The organism is Pseudomonas sp. AGC41 (assembly GCF_057334555.1).
Genome location: NZ_JBHFJB010000012.1, coordinates 1 through 22339, shown reverse-complemented (window position 1 = coordinate 22339; position 22339 = coordinate 1). Strand labels below are relative to the sequence as shown.

Genomic DNA, 22339 nt, shown 5'->3' with positions numbered 1-22339 from the left:
CCCCCCCCCCCCCCCACAAAAGCCCTTCGCAACCTGCCACCTTGACCATCAGCAAATTCCACCCGCACCGAGTCTGTATACTGCGCCCTCGTCTTGAACACTGAGGTCGCTGCATGCCATCCGTTATTTCCACCGACATCCTGATTGTCGGCGCCGGAGTCGCCGGCCTCTGGCTGAACGCGCGCTTGCGCCGCCAGGGGTTTTCAACCGTGCTGGTGGAAAGCGCCAGCCTCGGTGGCGGGCAGAGTGTCAAATCCCAGGGCATCATCCATGGTGGCGCCAAATACGCGCTGCACGGAGCCCTGACCGGCGCCTCGGAAGCCATCGCCGACATGCCGCGACGCTGGCGCGAAGCCCTGAAGGGCGACGGTGAGCTGGATCTGTCCGGCGTACGCATGTTGTCCGACGCTCATTACCTCTGGTCTCCCGGCACCCTGGCCGGCAACCTGACCAGTTTCTTCGCCAGCAAGGCCGTGCGCGGTCGCGTCGACCAGGTCAAGGGCGAGCAACTGCCGCCGGCCCTGCAAGACAAGCGCTTCAAGGGCAAGGTCTACCGCCTGGCCGAGCTGGTGGTGGACGTTCCCAGCCTGATTGCACGCCTGGCGGACCTGGCCGGCGACAGCCTGCTGGCCGGGCAGCGCATCGAACCCTTGCACGAACAGGGCGAGTTGGTCGGGCTGAAGGTCGACGACCGCGAGATTCGCGCCCAGCGCATTGTTCTCAGCGCTGGCGGTGGCACCGCCGATTTGCTCAAGGCCCTGGGCCTGGATCAGCCGGCCATGCAGACCCGGCCGCTGCACATGGTGCTGGTCAAGGGGCCGAGCCTCAAGCCGTTGTACGCGCACTGCCTGGGCGGCGGACCGAAGCCGCGCGTCACCGTGACCACCCACCCGGCTGCCGATGGCCAGTGGGTCTGGTACCTGGGCGGCGACCTCGCCGAGGGCGATGCCGTCGCCCGCGAACCCGCCGCGCAGATTGCCGTCGCCCAGAAAGAAATCAGCCAATTGCTGCCGTGGATCGATCTCAGTACGGCGCAATGGGCCACGCTGCGGGTCGCGCGCGCCGAACCGCTGCAATCGGGCCTGACCCGTCCGGACAATGCCTTTGTCGCCGAGCAGGGACGCCTGCTGGTGGGTTGGCCGACCAAGCTGGCACTGGCCCCGGATTTTTCCGACCGGGTAATCACCGCGCTGCAACGCGACGGCATCCAGCCCAGCCACCCCGCCCCGCTGCCGGCCCTGCCGAAACCGCCTATGGGCGTCCCCGCCTGGGAGCAATTGTTGCCATGAGCCTACCGACCCTGCACGATCTGCATCGCCCGCTGGGCCATAAAGGCCCGCTGGTTTCTCCCCTGGGCCTGGGCACGGTCAAGCTCGGCCGCGACCAGGGCGTCAAATATCCCAACGGTTTTCGCATCCCGGATGACAGTGAAGCGCGCATGCTGCTCAAGCTGGCCCGCGATCTGGGCATCAACCTGATCGACACCGCGCCGGCTTATGGGCACAGCGAAGAACGCCTCGGCCCGCTGCTGCGCGGCCAGCGTCACGACTGGGTGATCGTCAGCAAGGTCGGTGAAGAATTCAGTGATGGTCAGTCGCGCCACGACTTCAGCGCCGCCCATACGCGGTTTTCGGTGGAGCGCAGTCTCAAACGCCTGGAAACCGAGTATATCGACCTGGTGCTGGTGCACTCGGACGGCAACGACCTGGCGATCCTCAACGACAGCGAGGTCTACCCGACCCTGGCGGCCCTCAAGCGCGAAGGCAAGATCGGTGGCTTCGGTTTCTCCGGCAAGACCGTCGACGGTGGCTTGAAAGCCCTGGAGCAAGGTGATTGTGCGATGGTCACCTACAATCTGAACGAACGAAGCGAAAAGGCGGTCATTGACTACGCAAGCGAGCACGGCAAGGCGATCCTGGTAAAAAAAGCCCTGGCCAGCGGTCACGTCTGCCTGAGCCCCGGCGAAGACCCGGTTCGCACCAGCTTCGAACTGTTGTTTGAGCATCCCGGGGTTGCCAGTGCTATTGTCGGCACCATCAATCCGCTGCACCTCGCCCATAACGTCGCGACCGTAGCCAAGGTCCTGCGTAAAAACTGACGCCGCCTACGCGGTCTTAAGCAAGGAGCCGACATGCCGCGTACGCTCATCAGAAAAAACCCGAGCAACTTCAAGACCCTGCCCCTCGCTGTCGAAGCAACGCCCGAAGGCCTGACATACCAGAGCGTGGGCATGCCGCTGAATTTCGCCCAGACCTTGCAGCGGCGCCGCCCCGTGACAGTCGACGATGCCGAGCGTTTTTCCGTGGAGCTGGCGAACCTGGGCGTCTCGGTGCGCCTGACCCTGCATTGGCAGAACCGCGATTATTGGGTGCTCGTGCGTCAACGCCGACAGGACCGCGGCGATGTGGTGCTCAAGCTGATTTCCGGCTACGTCCCGGCTCATGAGCTGAACCTGCCGCTGCTCACCGCGATCAACGAAATTGCCGAAGAATGCCTGCTGGAAACCCCAGAAGGCTGGCTTGGCGGACGTTTCAACGACACGTGGTTGCCGGCGCCGTATTCAAGCGCCCTGCATTACCGTGAGGCCTTGCCGTTTCGGCTGGCTCCGCTATCGGGCTCGGCTCGCCCGGTGCGCTGCGCCAACCTGCAACTGATCGAACGCCCCAGGGCCTACGTCCATTTGCCCACGGCATCACTGCAGTTGATTTACGATTTGCGCCTGGATGTGCCCAAGGAAGCCAAGTCCCTGAGCCTGTTCCATGTCGATGAACGCCTGGAGGGCGACCAACTGGTGGCGCGCCTGGACCGCAAGCGGCCCGATCTTTATCTGATGCCGCTCGAAGACGGAAAGCCGAGCGGTGAGCTCTATACGCTTAAACGCGATCGGCTGGTAGCCGCCAGCACCCGAGGCTTGCACTTGGCTGAAAGTTTCGCCGACCAAGAGGGCTGGGTCGTGCGCGACGAACGTATCCGCTGGAAAGATTGGCTTGTCAAACAAGGACTCAAGGCGCCAGCCCCACGCCAAGGCCTCAAAGGCTTGCACAAGAAAGCCATGGGCTTGATGCGCATGGTTCGTGGGACATTACACAAATAGGTCAGGTGGAGGAGCGCTTATCGAGGTAGGTCCGCCAACGCGCGAACAGACGAAAGTAACGATTCTCGCGTTTGCCCATACCGCGCTTCGGGGAAAATAATTCTTCGGCGAAATTGCCGTTAATCCTTACGCGTGATGCGGTGGTCGGCAGGGTGAAGACCTTGATATGAGCCTGCTGCAGCGAAAATTTGAGTAACCGTTCGGAATGGAGCTTCCTGCCGGTCACCTCGCAAAAATCGAAAATACGCTCGATACGCGAGCCATAGGCACGGTAGGCATCACGCCCGCAGATCGCAAATCGGTCATTCAAGCCGTTCCACCATTGCCAGTCTGGAATATAGGCATTCAACCTGCGAGCTTCGGGGCGGGCAAACACATAGCTGGGAAGCGCCGTGTGAAAAAAAATGTCGGGACGAACGAACACGACGAAGTCCGGATCGAACGGCTCCATCATAGCCGTGACACTGTTCAGGGAGTTGAGCTGATAGATCAGGTTTCTGAGGGACGTATGCTGATCCCCCCATGTATCACCAAGAGCCTTGACCCTCTCGAAGTCCCAACGCTCCAGAACCCCCTCGATAGAATCGAGTCGACCGGTCATTGCGCTGAACGGTGAATAGTTGTCCGCATCCAGCTTGCCTTGTTCACCGGAGCGCGGATTGTGAACCTCATCGATTTTGTACAGATGGTAAAAACACTGCACGTCGCTCCCGGCAGGTATCTGTGCGAGAACATTTTTTTCAATGGACGGGAAACAGACTTCCGAATTCCTCGGGATACCAAAAAATGCCAGCGCAACTTTCAACACGCGTCCCGCCCCTACCGTAATAAAATAATTCGCCCCAGCGATATGACGCCAGGTTGCCGGACCTCTTCAACGCGACTGTACGTTCACTACCGACAACATGACGCTCGCGAGTTGGTTACTGCCTAACGGACGAAGCAATGCCCACGAGCGGACCAAGCGACGGGAAAGGCCCATGCCGTACCGCACCTTCCAAACCATCGGATGAAGACATCACCGGCCACGAATTTTCTCGACGATTGCTGTGGTCGAGCTGTTTTCCACCAGTCCCAGCACCTTTACCGCACCGCCATAGGACGCAACGATATCGGCGCCCACGACTTGGTCGATACCATAATCGCCACCCTTGACCAACACATCCGGCTTGACCTGGCGCAGCAGATTTTCCGGAGTGCCCTCGCTGAAACTGATCACCCAATCCACCGCGCCAAGACCGGCCAGGACCGCCATGCGTCGATCAACGCTGTTGATCGGCCGACCGGGCCCTTTGAGGCGGCTCACCGATGCGTCGTCGTTGACCGCGACGATCAGACGATCGCCCTGGGCCCGGGCCTGCTCGAGGTAAGTCACATGACCGGCATGCAGAATGTCGAAGCAACCATTGGTGAAGACGATTCGTTCGTTGTGGGCACGAGCATCGTCGACGGCCAGCAACAATTGCTCCAGGCCCAGCACACCACGCTCGGAACCCTCTTCGCGCTGGATGGCACGTCGCAGTTCCGGGGCGCTGATCGCGGCCGTACCCAGCTTGCCGACGACAATGCCCGCCGCCAGGTTGGCCAGGGCGACCGCGTGGGGCAGGTCCTCACCGGCGGCAATCGCTGCGGCCAGGGTGGATATAACCGTGTCACCGGCACCCGTCACGTCGAATACTTCACGGGCACGGGCCGGCAGGTGCAAGGCCGGATGATCAGGACGCAGCAGGGTCATGCCGTGTTCGCCGCGGGTGACCAGCAGCGCACCGAGCTCCAGGTCGTGCATCAGGCGTGCGCCTTTGCTCACCAGCTCGTGCTCATCGACGCAACCACCGACGATAGTTTCGAATTCGCTGAGGTTCGGGGTGATCAGGCTCGCGCCACGGTAGATGGAGAAATCCTTGCCCTTGGGATCGGCCAGCACGGGAATACCGCGGGCACGGGCAGCCTGGATCAGCAGCTGGTGGTTCTTCAACGCGCCTTTGCCGTAGTCCGACAACACCAGGACCTTGATACCATCGAGCAGCTTGTCGACCTCGGCGCCAAGGGATAGCGGGTCGGTGGCGAATGGCTCTTCGAAATCGATTCGCAGCAGTTGTTGGTGACGGCTGATGACCCGCAGCTTGACGATGGTGGGCTGGTGCGCAATGCGCTGGAAGATCGCCCGTACGCCAGCGCCTTCAAGGCTGTTGGCCAGGCTTTCGGCGGCTTCGTCGTCACCGGTCACGCCCACCAGGGACGCCGGTGCGCCGAGGGCGGCGATGTTCAGGGCCACGTTGGCGGCACCGCCGGGACGATCCTCGATGTGCTCGACCCTGACCACCGGTACCGGCGCCTCGGGGGAAATCCGTGATGTACCGCCATGCCAGTAGCGGTCGAGCATGACATCGCCGACCACCAATACAGGGGCTTGATCGAATCGCGGCATGGACAACTTCATGGAGCTTCCCGAATACAAAATGAACAGGGGCGCGATATTACCACAGGGTTGAGGATGGCTCTGCCATGGCTGTAACACGAAGCATTAGCCGCACCTTGGCTACCCGACTCGCAGGAGAAAGTGGATAGCGCATCTGCGGTTGCTGCGTCGCTTGCCCTAACGCCTCGTCCATACCGTGCATTCCATTGTCGTGTGCAGCAGAGCATAGCCTTTGGCCCGTATTCAGGCGATGTCCTGGGCGGGAGCGTCCAGCCCCATCGCGTGAAGACGCGCGTAATAGCCATTTTTCGCAAGAAGCTCGCCATGTGTGCCGCGCTCCACGATACGTCCTTGGTCCATGACCAGAATCAGATCGGCTTTTTCGATCGTCGACAGGCGATGAGCAATGACCAAGGTCGTGCGGCCTTTCATGACTTGGTCCAGCGCGGCCTGGATATGCCGTTCGGACTCAGTGTCCAGCGCTGAAGTCGCCTCATCCAGAATCAGCAGCGGCGCGTTTTTCAACAACGCCCGGGCAATCGCGAGTCGCTGACGCTGTCCACCGGACAGCAGCACGCCATTTTCGCCCACCTCGGTATCCAGGCCTTGGGGAAGCTGCTCGATGAAATCCATGGCGTAGGCGTCTCGGGCGGCTTTTTCGATATCGGCCCGCGGCGCGCCAGCCAGATCGCCATAGGCGATGTTGTTCGCCACCGTATCATTGAACAACGTCACGTGCTGCGTCACCTGGGCGACATGGCGACGCAAGTTGCGCAGTCGATAGTCTTCAATTTCCACATCGTCGAGCAGAATCTGGCCGACTTCGTGGTGATAAAAACGCGGGATGAGACTGGCAAGCGTCGATTTGCCGCTGCCTGAACGCCCAACCAAGGCAATCATCTGCCCAGGCGCAGCCATGAAGCTGATGTCCTTGAGCACCTCTCGATCGGCACCTGGGTAGGTAAAGCTCAGGTTGCGCACATCGAGCCGGCCACTGACACGCTCCTGCTCAACCGTGCCGGTGTCGACCTCGGGCTCGACATCCAACTGTTCGAAGATGCTTTCCGCGCCCGCTACCCCTCTCTGGATGGTAGAGCTGACTTCCGAGAGCTGCCGAATCGGCTTGGGCAGCAAACCCGCCGCGGTGATGTAGGCCACCAGATCACCCGCCGTCGCTTCGCCGCGCAGGAACAACACGAGGAACATCAACGCCGCCATGGCGGTGTAGATCACCAACTGCAACATCGGCGTATAGACCGCGCTTGTGCGCGTCATGCGCAATTGCTTATCCGTATTGCCCTGGCTCGCGCTGGCAAAGCGTTTCTCTTCATACGCTTCACCGCCGAAGCTGCGCACGACGCGGTAGCCCTGGATGGTTTCGGAGGCTACGTGAGTCACGTCCCCCATGGCCACTTGGATCTTTTTGCTCTGCTTGCGAAATTTCTTGCTGGTACTGCTCACCATCACCGCAATGAGCGGCAGGATGGCCAACATGACGAGCGTCAGCTTCCAGTTCATCCAAACCAGGTAGCTGAAAAGAAATACCACGGTGAGGCCTTCGCGGATCACCACCTTGATGGCGTCGGTGGCCGCACCGGTGACCATGGTCACGTTGAAGGTGATCCGGGAAATGAGATGCCCTGAGTTATGGGTATCGAAATAACGGTTGGGTAGTACCAACAGCTTGTTGAACAGTTCAACGCGCAAGTCATGCACCAACCCCAGCGAGACCCTGGCCAGGTAGTAATTTCCCAGGAACGACCCCAGGCCCTGCCAGGCAGCGATCAGGATGATCAACAACGGCACGGCCATCAGCAGTTTCAAGTCCTGCAGATACGGCACATTGGGGAAAAGTACCGCATCGGGATTGCTCAAACCGTCGACGAAATACTTGAGAATGCCGGCCAGCATGGGCTGGGTGGACGCGAATATCACGAAACCGACGATACTCAGCGAAAAAATGCCTATGTAGGGCCTGACGTATCCCAGCAGCCGTAGATAGATCTTCAGACTGGAATCCTGTTCCGCTTTAGGCGGTGCATCACTCATCGTCGAGCTCACTGTTAGGAAGAGCGCGGGATTTTATCACAGCCACCGGGCTTGGCCGCGCCCAGGTCAAAACGCCGGCCAGGCCAATCGGCAACCAGCTTATGAACCATTCGGCACGCGGGGTTCCCGTCAGGCTCGCAGCGTCGAACTGCATCGCCAGAAGCGAGAATATCCACATGCCCAGTACACCTTGGCCCAACAGAGTCTCTCTGGTACGCCAAGCCTCACGCAGCACAGCGAACCAGACGAGGCACCATAACAACAAGCCTGGCAAGCCCAGTTGAATGGCAACGTGGCTGAACAGATTATGGGCATGATCAAACAAAATATCGCCAACGGGGACCCGATACTCAGCTGCCAGACCAATCCCCCCCCAGGGATGCTCGGCAATCATTTGCAGGCTCGACATGAAGATTTCCGGGCGATAGGAAGCACCACGAGCCATTACCAAGGGTTCCAGCAACCAAAAGGTCAGCATCGCCAGCACCAACACGGTGGCGGAGATGACGCGGGTACGTTGGTCCCGGCAATAAAGCGGCATGGCAAGTACACTGAGCAACAAGGCCAGCGCCGCGCCACGGCTTTGGCTCATCACGACAAATGCACCTAACAATGCCAACGCCACTCCCCAAAGGATCTGCAGCCCTGCTTGACGTGGCATCCAGTGCAGCATCCAGATCGCCGCCAGTCCGGCCACGTAGGCGCCAAGAATCGGGTGGGCCAACTTGCCCAGCCCTTCCAGGCGCCCCGTCCACTGATGCCCTTCGATACCGTAATACCTCACAAGGCTCATCAAGGCGATCAGTGCGAGACCCAGCCCCCCCCATTGCATAACGCGGATCACACGCTCCGGACGACCGTCGGCAAAGATCGCGAAGTACAACAGGAACACCATGATATAGAACAAGCGTTTTATTTCGCGGACGGGCTCGGAAGCTTCGGCCCAGAACAAGGTAATCAATGCCCAGACCGCCAGCGCTAGCAAAGACAGATAAATAAAGCGTTGTGCACGCCACAGCTCCAGCAAGCGATCGCGGGCGGGCCAAGCAAACAGGAGCGCAGGCAACCATACAAAGGCAACCAGTCCCTGCTGATAAATCTTATTGGTCGGCGCCAGAGCTATGGCGAGTAAAAACCATAACAAACCAAATGCCATCCACCCCTTAACCCAACGTACCCCCAGCATCTATCGCTCCTAAACGGCGTTCCAACCAAACTGGCATAGTGAAAACAAAAACTTTTGGGCATCATGGCCCGTCATGGCACCCGTTCTTTTCAACAAGGTTTCCCTATGATGCAGTCCTCACGGCTTTCCGAAGGCGCTTTGAATCAAATGATCGAAGGCGCCAGTATTCTGGAAACCGACAGTTACGGCCCAAAAGTCTATCTGCTACGCGATGGAAATATCCTTAAGCTGTTTCGCCGCAAGCGGCTCATTTCTTCGGCTCTTCTACGGCCTTATTCGCAGCGATTCATTGAAAATGCGGCCCGCCTGCGGGAGCTCGACGTACCAACACTTCACGTCCAGGCTTTCTTCAAATTGGAAAAACCAGGCATAACCGCAGTACTGTACCAGCCACTCCCCGGAAAAACCTTGCGTCAATTATCCGATCAGCAAGGCTTTAGCTGGCAGCCTATCCTTCCTGCGCTGGCCGGGCTCATCCGTCAATTGCACACCAGCGGCATCTATTTCCGCTCATTGCATCTGGGCAACATTGTCGTCACGCCTGAGAACAGATTGGGGCTGATTGATGTGGCCGACATGCGCTTCCTGCGCTCACCGCTGCCACGTTACCTGGCACGCCGCAATTTGCAGCATTTCGCTCGCTATATTGCCCGAGAGAACCTGAACGGAAGCTTTCCGATGCAGGCATTGGAAGACGCTTTATTTACCGACCGAGATTAATTCCCGCGCGGTCCGGCAGAAGCTCACCCACGCCTCGTCCGGTGCCAATGCCTGGTATTGCGCCGCCGACACCGCCTCGGCCTGAGCCTGCGAGGCTCTGATAATCGCCTCGCTCCAGGCGATTTCGTCCCCCGCGGGCACATACCAGCCGACATCGGCCAACTGCTCACGAAACACGGCCAGATCACTGGCGAGCACTGGAACACCCGCCAGGACCGCTTCCTGAAGAATGAGGCCCAGCCCCTCTTCAAAAGAGGGGATCATCACCCAGTCGAACGCTTTGTACAGCTGGACGACATCCTCTTGATGCCCAGCCAGCAGCACCTTACCGGCCAGATCCGGTTGGGCGACTCGCGCTTCCAGCGCCTGGCGAGCTGGCCCTTCGCCGACTATTACCAAGCGCCAGTCAGGTTGATCCAAAGCCGCTACGGCAAAAGCGTCCAAAAGACTGGAGAAGCCTTTTTTATCCACCAATCGCCCTATAGCGCCAAATATTCGCCCTCCCGCCAGAGGCAACCTCAACCGAACACGCGCCTCTTCGTGAGTGACGAGGCGAGATTGGAATGCGACGGGATCGTATGCGCTACGCAAGGCGGTGACCTGGATGCCCAACTCGTCCTGAAGCGAGGCTGCCAGTGTCTCGGAGACCGCAGCCAGCACCAGGCGGGAGGAAGGAAAGTCGCGCAATAGCCGCTTGTGCTTGGCGTTGAACCGTGTCGCGCCGTGGAAAACAACCACCACCCGAACCTGCGGCAACGACTTCAGGACGGGCAACAGCGTACGAACCACACCGAGACCGTCGAGCAGCACCACCCGGGCTTCGTCATCGAGTAAAGCCCGGCGAAAACGGCTATGCATCCAGGGCTTGAACAGGCGCCAGAAGTGCCGCCCCTTGAGGCGGGCTGAGGTCAGGTTCCACTCCCGTGCCGGACCCACATCTTCCTGACAAGCAGCCGCCGAGCCTTGCAAGAGCCACGTCTTGACGGGTATCGCAGAATCAATCTGTGAAATTATCTGACAGTGGACCTTATGGATCGAAGCAAATGGCAAACCGCCTGCCCACATAACATTAACAATGCTCATTGAGCAGCAATCCTTCTAACTCGGACCAGGATTCACGCTTCGAGATACTCAATCGTTGAAAAGCCAACCAACAAAGACTCCGAGCAAGAGGATGGGTACAAGCATGATTTTGCTCACGCCTCGAAAAACGCACTGAAACACCATCAGTCAAATGCCACCCGGCATTCGGACGGTCTCGTTTCTTTTACATGCCCAGCTTCTGACGCCATCTCTCAAGCAAACTCAACGGCCCATGCGGCCGCAGTGGTGGCTTTAATGCCTCCACTATTTTTTCCCCGATACGCGCAAAGCTGAACTGTTCCAGCGCAACACGCTGACCGTTGCGAGCGATACTGTGCGCCAACCCTGGATCGGCACGCAGCCTTGAGAGCTTTTCCTGAAGGTGCGGGATATCCCGATATAACACAACGTTGTGCATATCTTGCAAGCCCAGCGCACGTGTTTCTTCAGCCCCCTGATCGAACGCCAACAACACGCAGCCGCAAGCCATGGCCTCGAAATTCTTGATCATGAATTCGCCCATGCCTACGTCCGCGCTGACAAAAAAGCGGACACGGTTCAAGGTGTCACAGTACTCTTCGCCGGACTGGGTCCGAGTCACGACCAAAGGTTCAACACGCGCCAATTCGTCAAGCAGTTGCTTGCGACCGCTATAGGCAGCGCTTTTGACGCTTCCGACGAAGGCCAACTCGATATCCCGCTCACGGCCTCGATCCTGCAATAACGATTGATCGTAGCCCTTGGGCACGAAAACCGCATCGAAACCTTCACCGCGCAAACGCTCTGCAACCATGTAGCCGGAACTGATCACCCGCGCCCAAGGCAAGCGACGGTAATGCGCACTGAACTTGCCCGTGTATTTACAGGGGATGTAATTCTGATAGGCGTCGTGCTCGAGAATCACCAGGTTGGGGATCGTGCGGATGAAGCTGGCCTGACGAATTTCCTGCTTGAAGCGTAGGAAAAATACGATCCGGTCATAACGTGATACGTCTACATGGCGACGGAAATAGCCTCGCAGATTGCGTTGTTCATTGCTGTCGAGCCAGCGTAGATCACACTCGCAGTGGGCGGCCACGCCTTCGTAGAGTCGGTCCAGGATAGCCCGCTGTTCTTTCTGCACCAGAAACAGAACTTTCATCGTTTTCCTTGCCGTACTGAACGACTTGATAAACACCCCGAGGCCGAATCGGTGCGCCCAGTCAACATGATCATCGGACCGCAGTAGCGCACACTCATAACGTTCCTGGGTGGAAACCCTTCGCGTCGATTTCCCAGGCAGGCGATGCAGCTAATTGCTGTAACCATGCTGGATCCGGCAGAGGCAAGGCCGGCCACTCGTTGTGCTTCCAGGTTATGAAATGGAAGTACGGGAACGCACGGTCACCATCCCGATCATTGGTCAGGCGGCCGTTGCGCCAATACCAGCGCTGGGGGAAGTCCTTCGTGCCGTCATGCCACTTTATACAGCCGCCCGGAGTGCTGAACGCTTCGGTGAATTCGCTGCGTCGACGCCACGGATTAAATTTACCCACCAGGGTAAACAGAGGTCGGGGGAAATTCTTTCGCCATAGGAAAATACGGCTGAAAGCCCCTTCGTCCAACGCATGATGTTCATCATCGGCGAAGCGTTCTTTCCAGTTCTTGATCAGCTTGAAGACTTCACGTGTGCGTGCGTTATTACGCATCAAGCACAGGTGGCCGGCAACACGCCGCTCGTGTGTGGAGAAGAGATCATGAGCGGCCAGGCGTTCAGCTGTGAAGTACTCACGAAGATTGCCGTACAACAAATCGATGTCGCCATAAGCCCAAAAATCATAGCCTTCCAGACGGTCGACATGAATATAGCCAAGGGCAGGTTTGATATCACACAGCTTGTAGGCGTTGGCAGGCCTGAAGTCGATACCCAGTCGCTGGGAAACCAACTGGCAATACGCCTCGAAGGTCATGGTTTCGACGGTTACATTGGGCGGCAGATTTTCTGGCACACCACAATCGCTGAACAATAGCCAATCGATATCAGCGTTACGTCGACAGGTTTCCAGAAACAACGGCATCCAGAATGGCCAGCGCCCAAAATAGGGAATGACAAAAAGAATACGCGGACAAGGATCGGTCACAATAAACTCCGAAATCGGGCCAATTCAAGGATTTGAGGCAAGCGCCAGAATGCCTTGCGCACAGCATCATCCGAGAAACGTTCACGCAAGCGCTCGAGCATCAGCTCGGCACACTGGCGACGTTGTAGATCATCCATCGCCGCCAAGTGCTGTAGCCCTTGGGCCATATGTTCGGCATCGCCGAGCGGAAACAGAATACCGACCCCTTCAACTACCTCCTCCGCCCCGCCGCACGCCGTAGCCAGCAACGGAACGCCGGCGGCCATGGCCTCGAGCAGTACCATGCCGAACGGCTCATGATCGGAGCTCAGGGCAAATGCATCAAAGGCGCGGAAATAACGGCGCGCGTCAGGCACCTGACCTAGAAACAACACACGATCGGCGATGCCCAGCTCCAGGGAGAGGTCCTTGAGGCTGCGTTCCAGGCGCCCCTTCCCCAAGATTGCCAACTGGCTATGGGCCGGCAAGTAGGGCAGCGCGGCGGCAAAACCTCGAAGCAGCGTTGCCTGGTCCTTGTCTGGATGCAGCCGACCGACATTACCAACAATCCAAGCGTCCACGTCTAGTCCGAGGGTGTGCCGCGCTTCGTCCCTTGGGAGTTGGTGAGCTTGTAGCGCATCGGGATCGATGCGGTTGTAGAGGGTCTGGATTCGACTGTCCGGCCACTTTGGCAAGCAGTAGCGAATGTCGTCACGCACCGCATCGGAGACCGCGAGCAAGCTCAGGCGCTTGCGAAAGACATGGGCGAACAGCCGACGCGTACGTCGCTGGTAATCACCAAAGGCATGGTGCACGCCGATGACTGGCAAACGGGTACCGAGCAGAGCGATGTAGACCGGCTTGAAGCGATGCGCGATACAGAAACTGAAGTTGCGCGAGGCGACGATCTTGCGCAGATCGGCAATGGCAGCCAACTTCAAGCTTCTGATCTCGCTGGAGCTGTACTCCATGAACAGTACCTCGTCCGAGGCACAGCCGGCGGCGACTTGCGCGTTCGCCGCTCCAGTGAGGAACACCGTGGTCACACGATACCCAGTGCCCACGAACAGACTGGCGTATTGACGGGCACAGTCCAGGAACGGCCCGTCATAGCCGTGGCAGAACTGCAGCACATGTCGCTCAGCCGAGCGTGTCATAAGCATCTACGCCATCTTTGACGACCAGAATGTCTTCCATGATCAGGTACTGCAGGTCGGAACCGAAGAACATGTTCAGCGCGTCGGTCGGCGAGCAGATCATCGGCTCGCCGCGACGGTTGAGCGACGTGTTCAGCGACACGCCATTGCCGGTCAGGACTTCCAGCGCCTTCATCATGTCGTAGTAGCGCGGGTTGTATTCACGCTTGAGCACCTGGGCCCGGGAAGTGCCGTCTTCGTGAACCACTTCCGGCACGCGGGTCTTCCATTCCTCGGCTACTTCAAAGGTAAAGGTCATGAATGGCGCCGGGTGATCGACCTTGATCATCTGCGGTGCAACGGTGTCGAGCATCGACGGGCAGAAAGGCCTCCAGCGCTCGCGAAACTTGATCTGTTCGTTGATGCGATCGGCTACGCCGCTGGCGCTTGGGCAACCGATGATCGAACGACCGCCCAAGGCTCGCGGGCCAAACTCCATGCGCCCCTGGAACCAGGCCACCGGGTTGCCATCGACCATGATCCTGGCGATGCGCTCGGGAGTGTTGTCGATCTTGCGCCACACGGGCTTGCTCGGATGACGGGCGCACGCGGCGATCACGTCTTCGTTGCTGTAGGCCGGGCCGAGGTAGACGTGTTCCATCTTCTCCACCGGCACGCCACGGGCATGGGACACATATGCCGCCGCACCCACCGCCGTACCGGCGTCGCCGGAGGCTGGCTGCACGAACAGTTCCTTGACGTCGTCACGGGCGATGATTTTCTGGTTCAGCTTGACGTTCAGTGCGCAGCCGCCGGCGAAGGCCAGCTTGCCGGTTTCCTTGAGCACGTCCCCCAGGTAGTGGTCGATCATCTGCAGCGCGAGCTTCTCGAACAGCGCCTGCATGCTCGCCGCATAGTGGATGTACGGTTCGTCGGCGATGTCGCCTTCACGTTTCGGGCCGAGCCATTCGATCAGCTTCGGCGAGAAGTAGAAGCCCTTGCCCTTCTCTTTATAGCGGCGCAGACCGATCACGTTGGCGTAGTCGGTATTGATCACCAACTGGCCGTTTTCGAACGAGGCCAGGCGCGAAAAATCGTACTTGCTGGCATCGCCATAGGGCGCCATGCCCATGACCTTGAACTCTCCGTCGAGCATTTCAAAACCGAGGAACTCGGTGATCGCGCCGTACAGGCCACCCAGGGAGTCCGGATCGAAGAATTCCTTGATCTTGTGGATCTTGCCATTTTCGCCGTAGCCGAAGAACGTCGTGGCGTATTCGCCCTTGCCATCGATGCCCAGGATCGCGGTTTTTTCCTGGAAGCCCGAGCAGTGATAAGCGCTGGAGGCGTGGGCCAGGTGATGCTCGACCGGCTCGATCTTGATCTTTTTCGGATCGAAGCCCAGTTGCTCGAGGCACCAGACGATTTTGCGGCGATAGCGCTTGTAGCGGCGGTTACCCATCAGGATCGCATCGAGGGCGCGGTCCGGTGCGTACCAGTAACGCTTGGCGTAGTGCCAGCGCGCTTCGCCGAACAGGCTGATCGGGGCGAACGGGATCGCCACCACATCGACATCGGACGGCTTGATGCCGGCCTGCTCCAGGCAGAACTTCGCCGACTCGTAGGGCATGCGGTTCTTTGCATGTTTATCGCGTACGAAGCGCTCTTCCTCGGCCGCCGCGATCAGCTTGCCGTCGATGTACAGCGCGGCGGAAGGATCATGGCTAAGGGCGCCGGACAGGCCAAGAATCGTCAATGCCACAGGGTCTAGCCTCTTATATCTGCATACGGGCGACAAGCGCCGCGAAAAATGGATGTGCCGCGCGCTTGGGATGCGGGGCAGCTAAAGGGCGGGATTATATCTTAAAAGCGACGGCAAGCCTCTAGCGGTGAGTCGCGGGGTTTACACAGAGCGTGGCGAGGGCGCTTGCTCCCGCTCGGCGGCGCAGCTGTTGCAAGAACTGCAAACCGTTTTCTCCCGGCACACCTCGCTGAATGGCTTGGGGCTGCTGCGCCCGAGGCGTCGGACCGGCCCAGCGGGAGCAAGCTCCCTCGCCACCGGGCTCGGTTATGAGACGGATGAGGCGCTGTCGACTTCCTTGGGCAACCGCCCATCAATCACCCGATACAACGCACTGTCCTGCGGCCAGTTTCGCATGAAGCGCGCGCGATCCCGGGCGTAGGCCGGGGCGAAGCTGGCCTGGGTGCGGTGCTGGCACATGGAATCCAGATCGATGAGCATCCAGCGGTCATCCTGCCAGAACAAGTTGTGTCCCTTGAAATCACCGTGACTGATGCGTTCGCGTATCAGGTCGGCAAACAACCGATCCAGCGCCAGCAACTCCGTCTCAGGAACCTCACCGTTTTCGACGTAGGGGGCCAAGTGCTTGATGATGTCATGCCCTGGCAGGTGCTCGGTTACCAGATAGGCGCCGCGGCGCAGCCACAAGAAACGCTTTTCCAGCAATGCCAGCGGCTTGGGCGTGGCAATGCCGAGGAAAGCCAGCCGATGAGCTTCGCGCCAGGCATGCCAGGCCCGGCTCGGGCGCCAGAAACGCTTGAGCCAGTGGGCAAGATTCTTGATGTTGTAGCGCTTGATCAACAGGGAGCGCCCGTTCACATCGACCTTGCCAACGCTTGCCGACCCACCGGTCTTGTACAGGTGGCCTTGACCGAGCAGGGCATCAGCCTGCTCCAGCACAGGGGCCATGAACGCCTCTTCGTCACGACGAATTGCCTGCAGACGGAAAGGACCACGCTGAACGCTGAACAGACTGCACTCACGTCCAACTTTTTTAAGGAAGTCGTTCAAGCGCCAGGCATGCACCTTGTCGATCTGTTTCTGAAGCGCCTCCATGGGCAACGCGTGCTCGGCGTTTCCAAGCAGGTAGTGCACCAGCAACTCTTCGTTGAACGGTTCGATGGACTTGGGGAGCTGCGCAAAAAACACGCCCAGGTTCTCCAGTACTTTTTGCCGAGACAGCGGCTGCCCCGGAGTCTCGGCGCAAATGCCGGCACCGTCGATCAGATAAAGCTTGCCGCCATGACGCAACAGGTTGTCCAGGTGCAGGTCTTCCTGCCACAAGCCCTTGCTGTGCAACCGCGCAATCGCCCCCAGCGCCTCGGCCAATACCTGCGTCTGTTCGTCGGCAAGCAACGGCAGCGACTCGACTTGCTTCCAGGCGTCCCCGAGGCTTTCAGCTCCCTCCAGCAACTCGAACAGCAGCCAGCCACCCTCGCCATCCTTGAGCCCGTCAGCCAGCAGCATTGGCGTCGTCAGCCCCTGCTCGGCCAACAGGCGAACGCCTTGCAGCTCACGCTGGAAATGCCGGGGCGCCTTGCTGCCTACCAGCAACTTGGCCAGCACCGGCCGCCCACGCCAGACACCGGCACCAACGTAGCGCTGCCCCGGCAATACTCTCAACAGTGAAAGCAATTGCAGTTGCGCCGCACCGGCCGCGTCCGCCAGCTCCAGGCTCAGGGGCAGGCTCGGGCTGCGTCCGGCGTTTTTCAGTTCGGACAAATACATCAGCGGGCCTCCTTATGGCTGCGTCGAATGCCTAGGCGAATCGTCCATCGACGCTCTAGCAGCGATCGGTTTTCAGCGGCAAGGAAACAATTCATTCCCGCCCCTCGAAAAATCTCACGACGTGACGGATACGTTTTTTGTCGCACGCATTGAGGTGGGCGCGCTGGCAATACTGCAAATAAAACTTCAGGCGCTGGGTAGACGACAAATGATACTTCGCCACTTTATCGAGGCAGGCCAAATCCTTGGTGATGCGGTACTTGAGCCAGAAGCCATGCCAGAAATCGCCATTGGGACAGTCGATCAGGAACAGCCGTGACTGATCATCAATCAACAGGTTGCGCCACTTCAGATCGTTATGGGTGAAGCGATGGTCGTGCATGGTTCGGGTGTGGGCCGCTAGCTGACGGCTCACACCATCGACCCAGGCACGATCCGCCAGCCTTGGATCATGACGATCGGCCAAGACCGAAAGGTCTTCGGTATTAGGCAGCTCTCGGGTGATCATCGCACCACGGGCGTAGGCTGCACCGTGACGCTCCAACCCCCAGGCAACAACCTCGGCCGTGGGTATGCCCCACTTTGCGAATCGCTTGAGATTCTGCCACTCGGATTTGACCCGCGGCTTGCCCAGGTAACGCCGAAGCCCTTTACCAGCCCCCGTGTAGCGCTTGACGTAGTAGTTCACCCCATTGCGCTGCACACGGATCACTTCCGACAAGGGATCTTTTGTCAGACGCTCCCCCTGAAGAGCAAACACTGCGTCGAGACTACCAAAATCCTCCGCCAGCTCTGAATAGGAAGGCTCCAGTACCCAACCCGCCATCAGAGCGCCCCTCCGTAACGCACCTTGCGAGCATATAGTCTGTCGGCCTTCCCCTCGAGCCAGTTCAGCAACGAAGCTTGCTCGGCCAGGATCTGGCGCAACGGCTGCTGGAAATAGACCTTGAGAAAACGCAGCTTGTCGCGGCGAGTCAGGCCAATGTCCATTATTGAAAAATAAAGTGCAGCCAGGTCTTTGTTACGCCAGCGACTGGGCAGGGTTTCCCGGACCTGGGCGCGATGCAGGTCAATCACCGAAAGCTTGAAACCGTCGGCCGTCACCGGTGTGTCGGTATGCAGCAGGAAATGGCAGATGTAGCAGTCGCGATGGTTGACCCCGGCGCGGTGCATCATGCCGGTCATGCGCGCCACTTCAGCGATCAGCGCCCGCTTGAGCCTGGGCTGCGGCGGCTGCGTGACCCAGTCGATGCTGTAATCTTCAAGGCTGATGGTCGGCGCCAGCTCTTCGGTGACGATGAATGAATGCTGGTCGGCCGGGTTGCTGCCTTTCTCGCCATACGCGACGGCCGTCATGGTCGGCACGCCGACTTCCTGCAGACGCTGGATGGCTTTCCATTCCTGCCCCGCGCCGAGCACCGGCAGCTTGGCGGTCAGCAGGTTCTTGAAAATCTCGCCCCAACCGATGCCACGGTGGATCTTCACGAAAAAGCCGCGACCGTCCACCTCGGTACGCAAGGTGCGCCGGGCTTCGAGCTCACGGTAGACCTCGCCCTTGAGCGCCTCGACCTCGGTAAACGCATCGCGTCCGGCCCAAAGGCTCTTGAACGGTTCGGCCAGCATCAATTTCATCAAGCGTGCTCCGCCAATATCACATCGGCCGCGTGCTGCGGCATGCTGTAGAGGTCGGCCTTCTCGGCGAAGGCCAGACCGTTGCGGCTCCAGGCCGCCCTTGCCTCGGAATCACCGAGCATCCGCCCCAGGTATTCGGTCAGTTGCGCCTGCTCGAACGGCTCATCCAGCACCAGGCCGCTGTCGGCCTCGGCGATGTAATGGGCGTACCCGCACACCGCGCTGACCAGCACCGGCAACCCCGCCACCAACGCTTCGAGCAGTACCGTGCCGGTGTTTTCGTTGTAGGCCGGGTGGATCAACAGGTCGGCGCCCAGCAGAAACCGCGGGATATCGCTGCGGCCCTTGAGGAACCGCACGCTGTCCCCCAGACCCAGCGCGGCACTCTGCAGTTGGAATACCTTGGGGTCATCCTGGCCGATTACAAACAGCCGGGTGCGTTTTTTCAGTTCGGCCGGCAGCGCAGCCAGCGCCTTGAGGCTGCGATCCACGCCCTTGGTCTTGAACCCGGAACCGATCTGCACCAGTAGCAGATCATCGTCGGCCAGCTCGAACTCAGCGCGGAACGCGGCGCGGATCTCGTCGGCGTCGGCAGGCCGGCGACGGTCCTGGGCGATGCCCGGCGGCAGCAGATGGAAGCGTTCCAGCGGCGTGTCGTAGTGCTTGATGAACAGCGGCTGCTGGACTTCGGAAATCATCAGGACTTCGGTCTTGGCATCCTTGGCGAACACCGCCCGCTCGTATTCGGCGAAATGCCGGTAGCGGCCCCAGCGCCGGTACAGCGAATTGCGCAGGTTTTGCGCCTTGTCCTCGAAACAGCCGTCGGCGGCGTAATACACGTCCAGGCCAGGCATCTTGTTGAAACCGATCAGACGATCCACCGGGCGCTTGGCCAGGTCGGCCTGCATCCAGGCGCTGAGTTTCTCGTTGCGACGGTGGTTGAACAGCGCCTTGACCGGCGCCACCAGGACTTCGAAACCGGGCGGCACGTCGCCCTCCCAGATCAGCGTGTAGACACGGATCTGGTGGCCACGCCGCTGGCATTCCAGGGCGATGCGCATGAAGTCGCGCTGCAGGCCACCGAAAGGAAAGTATTTATACAGGACAAAGGCCAATTGCATCAGCGCGGCTCCTCAGCCAATAACGTGCTCAGGTGGCTGGCAACACGCTCGGGATTCAGACGCGTGAAGCACAGTGGCTGCTCGCGTTTCAGGTCGAACCGCCGGGCATCCTCGGCGGTTGGCGGGTAAGTGCATTGTTTCTGCATGCACGGCGCACAAGGGAAATCACTGGCAAGATGAATCTGGCCCTTGCCGTAGGCTCCGGTCAGCACCGGGTTGGTCGGGCCGAGCAGCGAAACGGTCGGTACGTCCAGGGCCGCGGCCAGGTGCCCGAGGCCAGTATCCACGGCCACGCAGGCCTGGGCGCCAGCGAGCACCTTGCCCATCCCGCCGAGGTTCAGTTTCGGCAGTACCAGAGCGTTGCGCAGCCCGCTGGCGATGCGCTCGGCGCGGGCCTTTTCGGCCGGGTTGCCCCACGGCAGTTTCACCACCACGCCGAACTGGCCCATGCGCTCGGTAAGCTGGCGCCAGTAAAGCTCGGGCCAGTGCTTGGACTCCCAGGTCGTGCCATGCAGGAAAACCACATAGGGATAAGGGCGTGGCAGCTCCACCAGACGGTCGATGTCGAGGCCATAACTGCCTTGGGTTTGTGGCAGGTCATAACCCAGCGCCAACGCGAACAACTGGCGAACTCGCTCGACCGCATGCTGCCCACGCGCCACCGCCAGGCGCCGGGAGTAAAACCGCGCCGCCAGGGGCTCGCGTGCCGAATCCTTATCCAGGCCGGCCACCGGGGCCTTGACGTAGCGGGTCAGCCAGGCGCTTTTCAACAGACCCTGGGCGTCAATCACCAGATCATATTTTTCGGCCCGCATGCTCTGCTTGAACCGCCGCCACTCGCCGCTTTTGATGGTCTGCCAGATATTCTTGCGCCAACGCCGGATCGCCACCGGGATGACTTTGCCCACCGCGGGGTGCCAGGTAGGGATTTCGGCGACCCCCTCTTCCACCACCCAATCGAAGCGGATGCCGGGAATCGCCCGGGCCGCATCGGTCAGCGCCGGCAAGGTGTGGACCACATCCCCCAGGGAGGAGGTCTTGATCAGCAATACCCGCAAGTTACCGAACCTCCACGGGTGAGCCCTGCAATCGATCCAGGGCCCCGTTCACCGATGGCGGCATGAGCTGGCGCAGGCAATTGTAGTGACCAAAGCGGCAGGTGCGGTCGAAGCACGGGCTGCACTCGATGCCCAGGCGCACGACTTCGACCTTGTCGGCCAACGGCGGGGTAAAGCCCGGCGAGGTGGAGCCGTAGACCGCTACCAACGGGCGGTTCAACGCCGCGGCGACGTGCATCAGGCCGGAGTCGTTGGATACCACAGAATCGGCACAGGACAACAGATCAATGGCCTCGGCCAGGGACGTGTCGCCGCTCAGATTGGTCGACTCCTCCCGCAGGCCCGGGATCAGCCGCGAGCGGATGTCCTCGCCCACGGAGTGATCGTTTTTCGAACCGAACAGCCAGACTTGCCAGCCTTCGCGAATCTTCGCCTCGGCCACTTGGGCGTAATGCTCGGCCGGCCAGCGCTTGGACTCGCCAAACTCGGCACCCGGGCACAGCGCCAATACCGGCCGGTCCAGGCTCAGGCCGAACTTGGCCAGGGCCGTTTCGCGCGTCACCGGGTCGATCTGCAGGCTCGGTCGCGGATAAGGCTTGGGCAACTCGGTGCCCGGCTCGTAGGCCAGGGCCATGAAGCGCTCGATCATCAGCGGGTAACGATCTTTATCCAGCGTGCGCACGTCGTTGAGCAAGCCATAGCGAAACTCGCCACGCCAGCCGGTGCGCTTGGGGATGCCGGCGAAAAACGGCACCAACGCCGATTTCAGCGAATTGGGCAGCAGAATCGCCTGGTCGTACTGACCGGCCAGGGATTTTCCGATGCGCCTGCGGGTCGCCAGCTCAAGCACGCCATGGCCGAGCGGGAAGCTCAAGGCCTTACGCACCTGCGGCATGCGCTCAAGAATCGGCCGGCTCCACTCAGGGGCCAGGACATCTATTTCGCACTGCGGATGACGCTGCTTGAGGCACTGGAACAGTGTCTGCGCCATCACCATGTCACCGACCCAACTGGGTCCAACGATCAGAATATTCATGAGCTTTCCAAAAACGCTACGGGGAGGCCTACGCCTCCCCGCCTCGAGAATCACTGTGGCTTAGGTCGCTGCCTGATGCCCTAATCTACAACACACCACCGATCTGTTGTGGGAGCGAGACTGCTCGCGAAGAGGCCGGTACACCCAACATCCATGTCGTCTGACGCTCCGCCTTCG

Annotated in this window: 19 protein-coding genes; 4 read left to right on the top strand and 15 right to left on the bottom strand. The window is 59.9% G+C overall.

What is annotated here, in order from left to right:
* Positions 1 to 113: 113 nt before the first annotated feature.
* Genes ACE04F_RS01765 through ACE04F_RS01755 form a run of 3 tightly spaced genes read left to right on the top strand, consistent with a single transcriptional unit; the run spans position 114 to position 3094 of the window.
* Positions 114 to 1289: an NAD(P)/FAD-dependent oxidoreductase gene (locus tag ACE04F_RS01765; protein ID WP_305497248.1), complete on the top strand. Its 1176-nt coding sequence runs from the start codon at positions 114 to 116 to the stop codon at positions 1287 to 1289.
* Positions 1286 to 2098: an aldo/keto reductase gene (locus ACE04F_RS01760; RefSeq protein ID WP_486104314.1), complete on the top strand. Its 813-nt coding sequence runs from the start codon at positions 1286 to 1288 to the stop codon at positions 2096 to 2098. Before ACE04F_RS01765 ends, ACE04F_RS01760 begins: the two co-directional genes overlap by 4 nt.
* A gap of 33 nt (positions 2099 to 2131) precedes the next feature.
* Positions 2132 to 3094 (top strand): metal ABC transporter ATPase, encoded by a 963-nt coding sequence (locus ACE04F_RS01755; protein WP_486104312.1) that lies wholly within the window; start codon positions 2132 to 2134, stop codon positions 3092 to 3094.
* 1 nt (position 3095) lies between these two features.
* Here ACE04F_RS01755 and ACE04F_RS01750 read toward each other — a convergent pair whose 3' ends face one another.
* The 4 genes from ACE04F_RS01750 to ACE04F_RS01735 all read right to left on the bottom strand — a co-directional run bounded on the left by ACE04F_RS01750 (position 3096) and on the right by ACE04F_RS01735 (position 8748).
* The gene (locus ACE04F_RS01750; RefSeq protein WP_486104311.1) at positions 3096 to 3902 is read right to left on the bottom strand and encodes a hypothetical protein; all 807 of its coding nucleotides are present in this window, start codon (positions 3900 to 3902) and stop codon (positions 3096 to 3098) included.
* A gap of 210 nt (positions 3903 to 4112) precedes the next feature.
* The gene (gene hldE, locus ACE04F_RS01745) at positions 4113 to 5534 is read right to left on the bottom strand and encodes a bifunctional D-glycero-beta-D-manno-heptose-7-phosphate kinase/D-glycero-beta-D-manno-heptose 1-phosphate adenylyltransferase HldE (protein ID WP_486104309.1); all 1422 of its coding nucleotides are present in this window, start codon (positions 5532 to 5534) and stop codon (positions 4113 to 4115) included.
* Between the two features lie 222 nt (positions 5535 to 5756).
* A complete protein-coding gene (msbA, locus tag ACE04F_RS01740; protein WP_486104307.1) occupies positions 5757 to 7562 on the bottom strand; it encodes a lipid A export permease/ATP-binding protein MsbA in 1806 nt (601 codons plus the stop codon).
* Positions 7555 to 8748 (bottom strand): O-antigen ligase family protein, encoded by a 1194-nt coding sequence (locus ACE04F_RS01735; RefSeq protein ID WP_486104305.1) that lies wholly within the window; start codon positions 8746 to 8748, stop codon positions 7555 to 7557. Before ACE04F_RS01735 ends, msbA begins: the two co-directional genes overlap by 8 nt.
* Before the next feature lie 108 nt (positions 8749 to 8856).
* On the opposite strand from ACE04F_RS01735, the gene ACE04F_RS01730 reads away from it, so the two are divergent.
* A complete protein-coding gene (locus tag ACE04F_RS01730) occupies positions 8857 to 9468 on the top strand; it encodes a protein kinase family protein (protein WP_486104342.1) in 612 nt (203 codons plus the stop codon).
* Here the strand turns inward: ACE04F_RS01730 and ACE04F_RS01725 are convergent.
* The 11 genes from ACE04F_RS01725 to waaF form a co-directional block, all read right to left on the bottom strand.
* Positions 9448 to 10551, bottom strand: a complete 1104-nt coding sequence (locus tag ACE04F_RS01725) for a glycosyltransferase (RefSeq protein ID WP_486104303.1) — start codon at positions 10549 to 10551, stop codon at positions 9448 to 9450. The two genes, ACE04F_RS01730 and ACE04F_RS01725, sit on opposite strands and share 21 nt — an antisense overlap.
* Before the next feature lie 184 nt (positions 10552 to 10735).
* Positions 10736 to 11692, bottom strand: a complete 957-nt coding sequence (locus tag ACE04F_RS01720; protein WP_486104340.1) for a glycosyltransferase family protein — start codon at positions 11690 to 11692, stop codon at positions 10736 to 10738.
* Between the two features lie 94 nt (positions 11693 to 11786).
* Entirely contained in the window at positions 11787 to 12671 is an 885-nt protein-coding gene (locus tag ACE04F_RS01715; RefSeq protein ID WP_486104301.1) for a DUF6625 family protein, read from the bottom strand.
* Positions 12668 to 13807 carry a glycosyltransferase gene (locus ACE04F_RS01710; protein WP_486104338.1) on the bottom strand — a complete coding sequence of 380 codons (1140 nt, stop codon included), beginning with the start codon at positions 13805 to 13807 and terminating at the stop codon, positions 12668 to 12670. The genes ACE04F_RS01715 and ACE04F_RS01710 overlap by 4 nt, the downstream gene beginning before the upstream one ends.
* Complete coding sequence (locus ACE04F_RS01705; RefSeq protein WP_486104299.1) at positions 13791 to 15548, bottom strand: carbamoyltransferase family protein; 1758 nt, start codon at positions 15546 to 15548, stop codon at positions 13791 to 13793. The genes ACE04F_RS01710 and ACE04F_RS01705 overlap by 17 nt, the downstream gene beginning before the upstream one ends.
* Before the next feature lie 306 nt (positions 15549 to 15854).
* The gene (locus ACE04F_RS01700; RefSeq protein ID WP_486104297.1) at positions 15855 to 17315 is read right to left on the bottom strand and encodes a lipopolysaccharide kinase InaA family protein; all 1461 of its coding nucleotides are present in this window, start codon (positions 17313 to 17315) and stop codon (positions 15855 to 15857) included.
* 91 nt (positions 17316 to 17406) lie between these two features.
* Positions 17407 to 18141 (bottom strand): lipopolysaccharide kinase InaA family protein, encoded by a 735-nt coding sequence (locus ACE04F_RS01695; protein ID WP_486104295.1) that lies wholly within the window; start codon positions 18139 to 18141, stop codon positions 17407 to 17409.
* Complete coding sequence (gene rfaP / locus ACE04F_RS01690) at positions 18141 to 18947, bottom strand: lipopolysaccharide core heptose(I) kinase RfaP (protein ID WP_486104293.1); 807 nt, start codon at positions 18945 to 18947, stop codon at positions 18141 to 18143. The genes ACE04F_RS01695 and rfaP overlap by 1 nt, the downstream gene beginning before the upstream one ends.
* Positions 18947 to 20068, bottom strand: a complete 1122-nt coding sequence (locus ACE04F_RS01685) for a glycosyltransferase family 4 protein (protein WP_486104291.1) — start codon at positions 20066 to 20068, stop codon at positions 18947 to 18949. Before ACE04F_RS01685 ends, rfaP begins: the two co-directional genes overlap by 1 nt.
* Positions 20068 to 21126, bottom strand: a complete 1059-nt coding sequence (gene waaC, locus ACE04F_RS01680; RefSeq protein ID WP_486104289.1) for a lipopolysaccharide heptosyltransferase I — start codon at positions 21124 to 21126, stop codon at positions 20068 to 20070. The genes ACE04F_RS01685 and waaC overlap by 1 nt, the downstream gene beginning before the upstream one ends.
* Position 21127: 1 nt before the next feature.
* Entirely contained in the window at positions 21128 to 22162 is a 1035-nt protein-coding gene (gene waaF, locus ACE04F_RS01675) for a lipopolysaccharide heptosyltransferase II (protein ID WP_486104287.1), read from the bottom strand.
* Positions 22163 to 22339 lie beyond the last annotated feature (177 nt).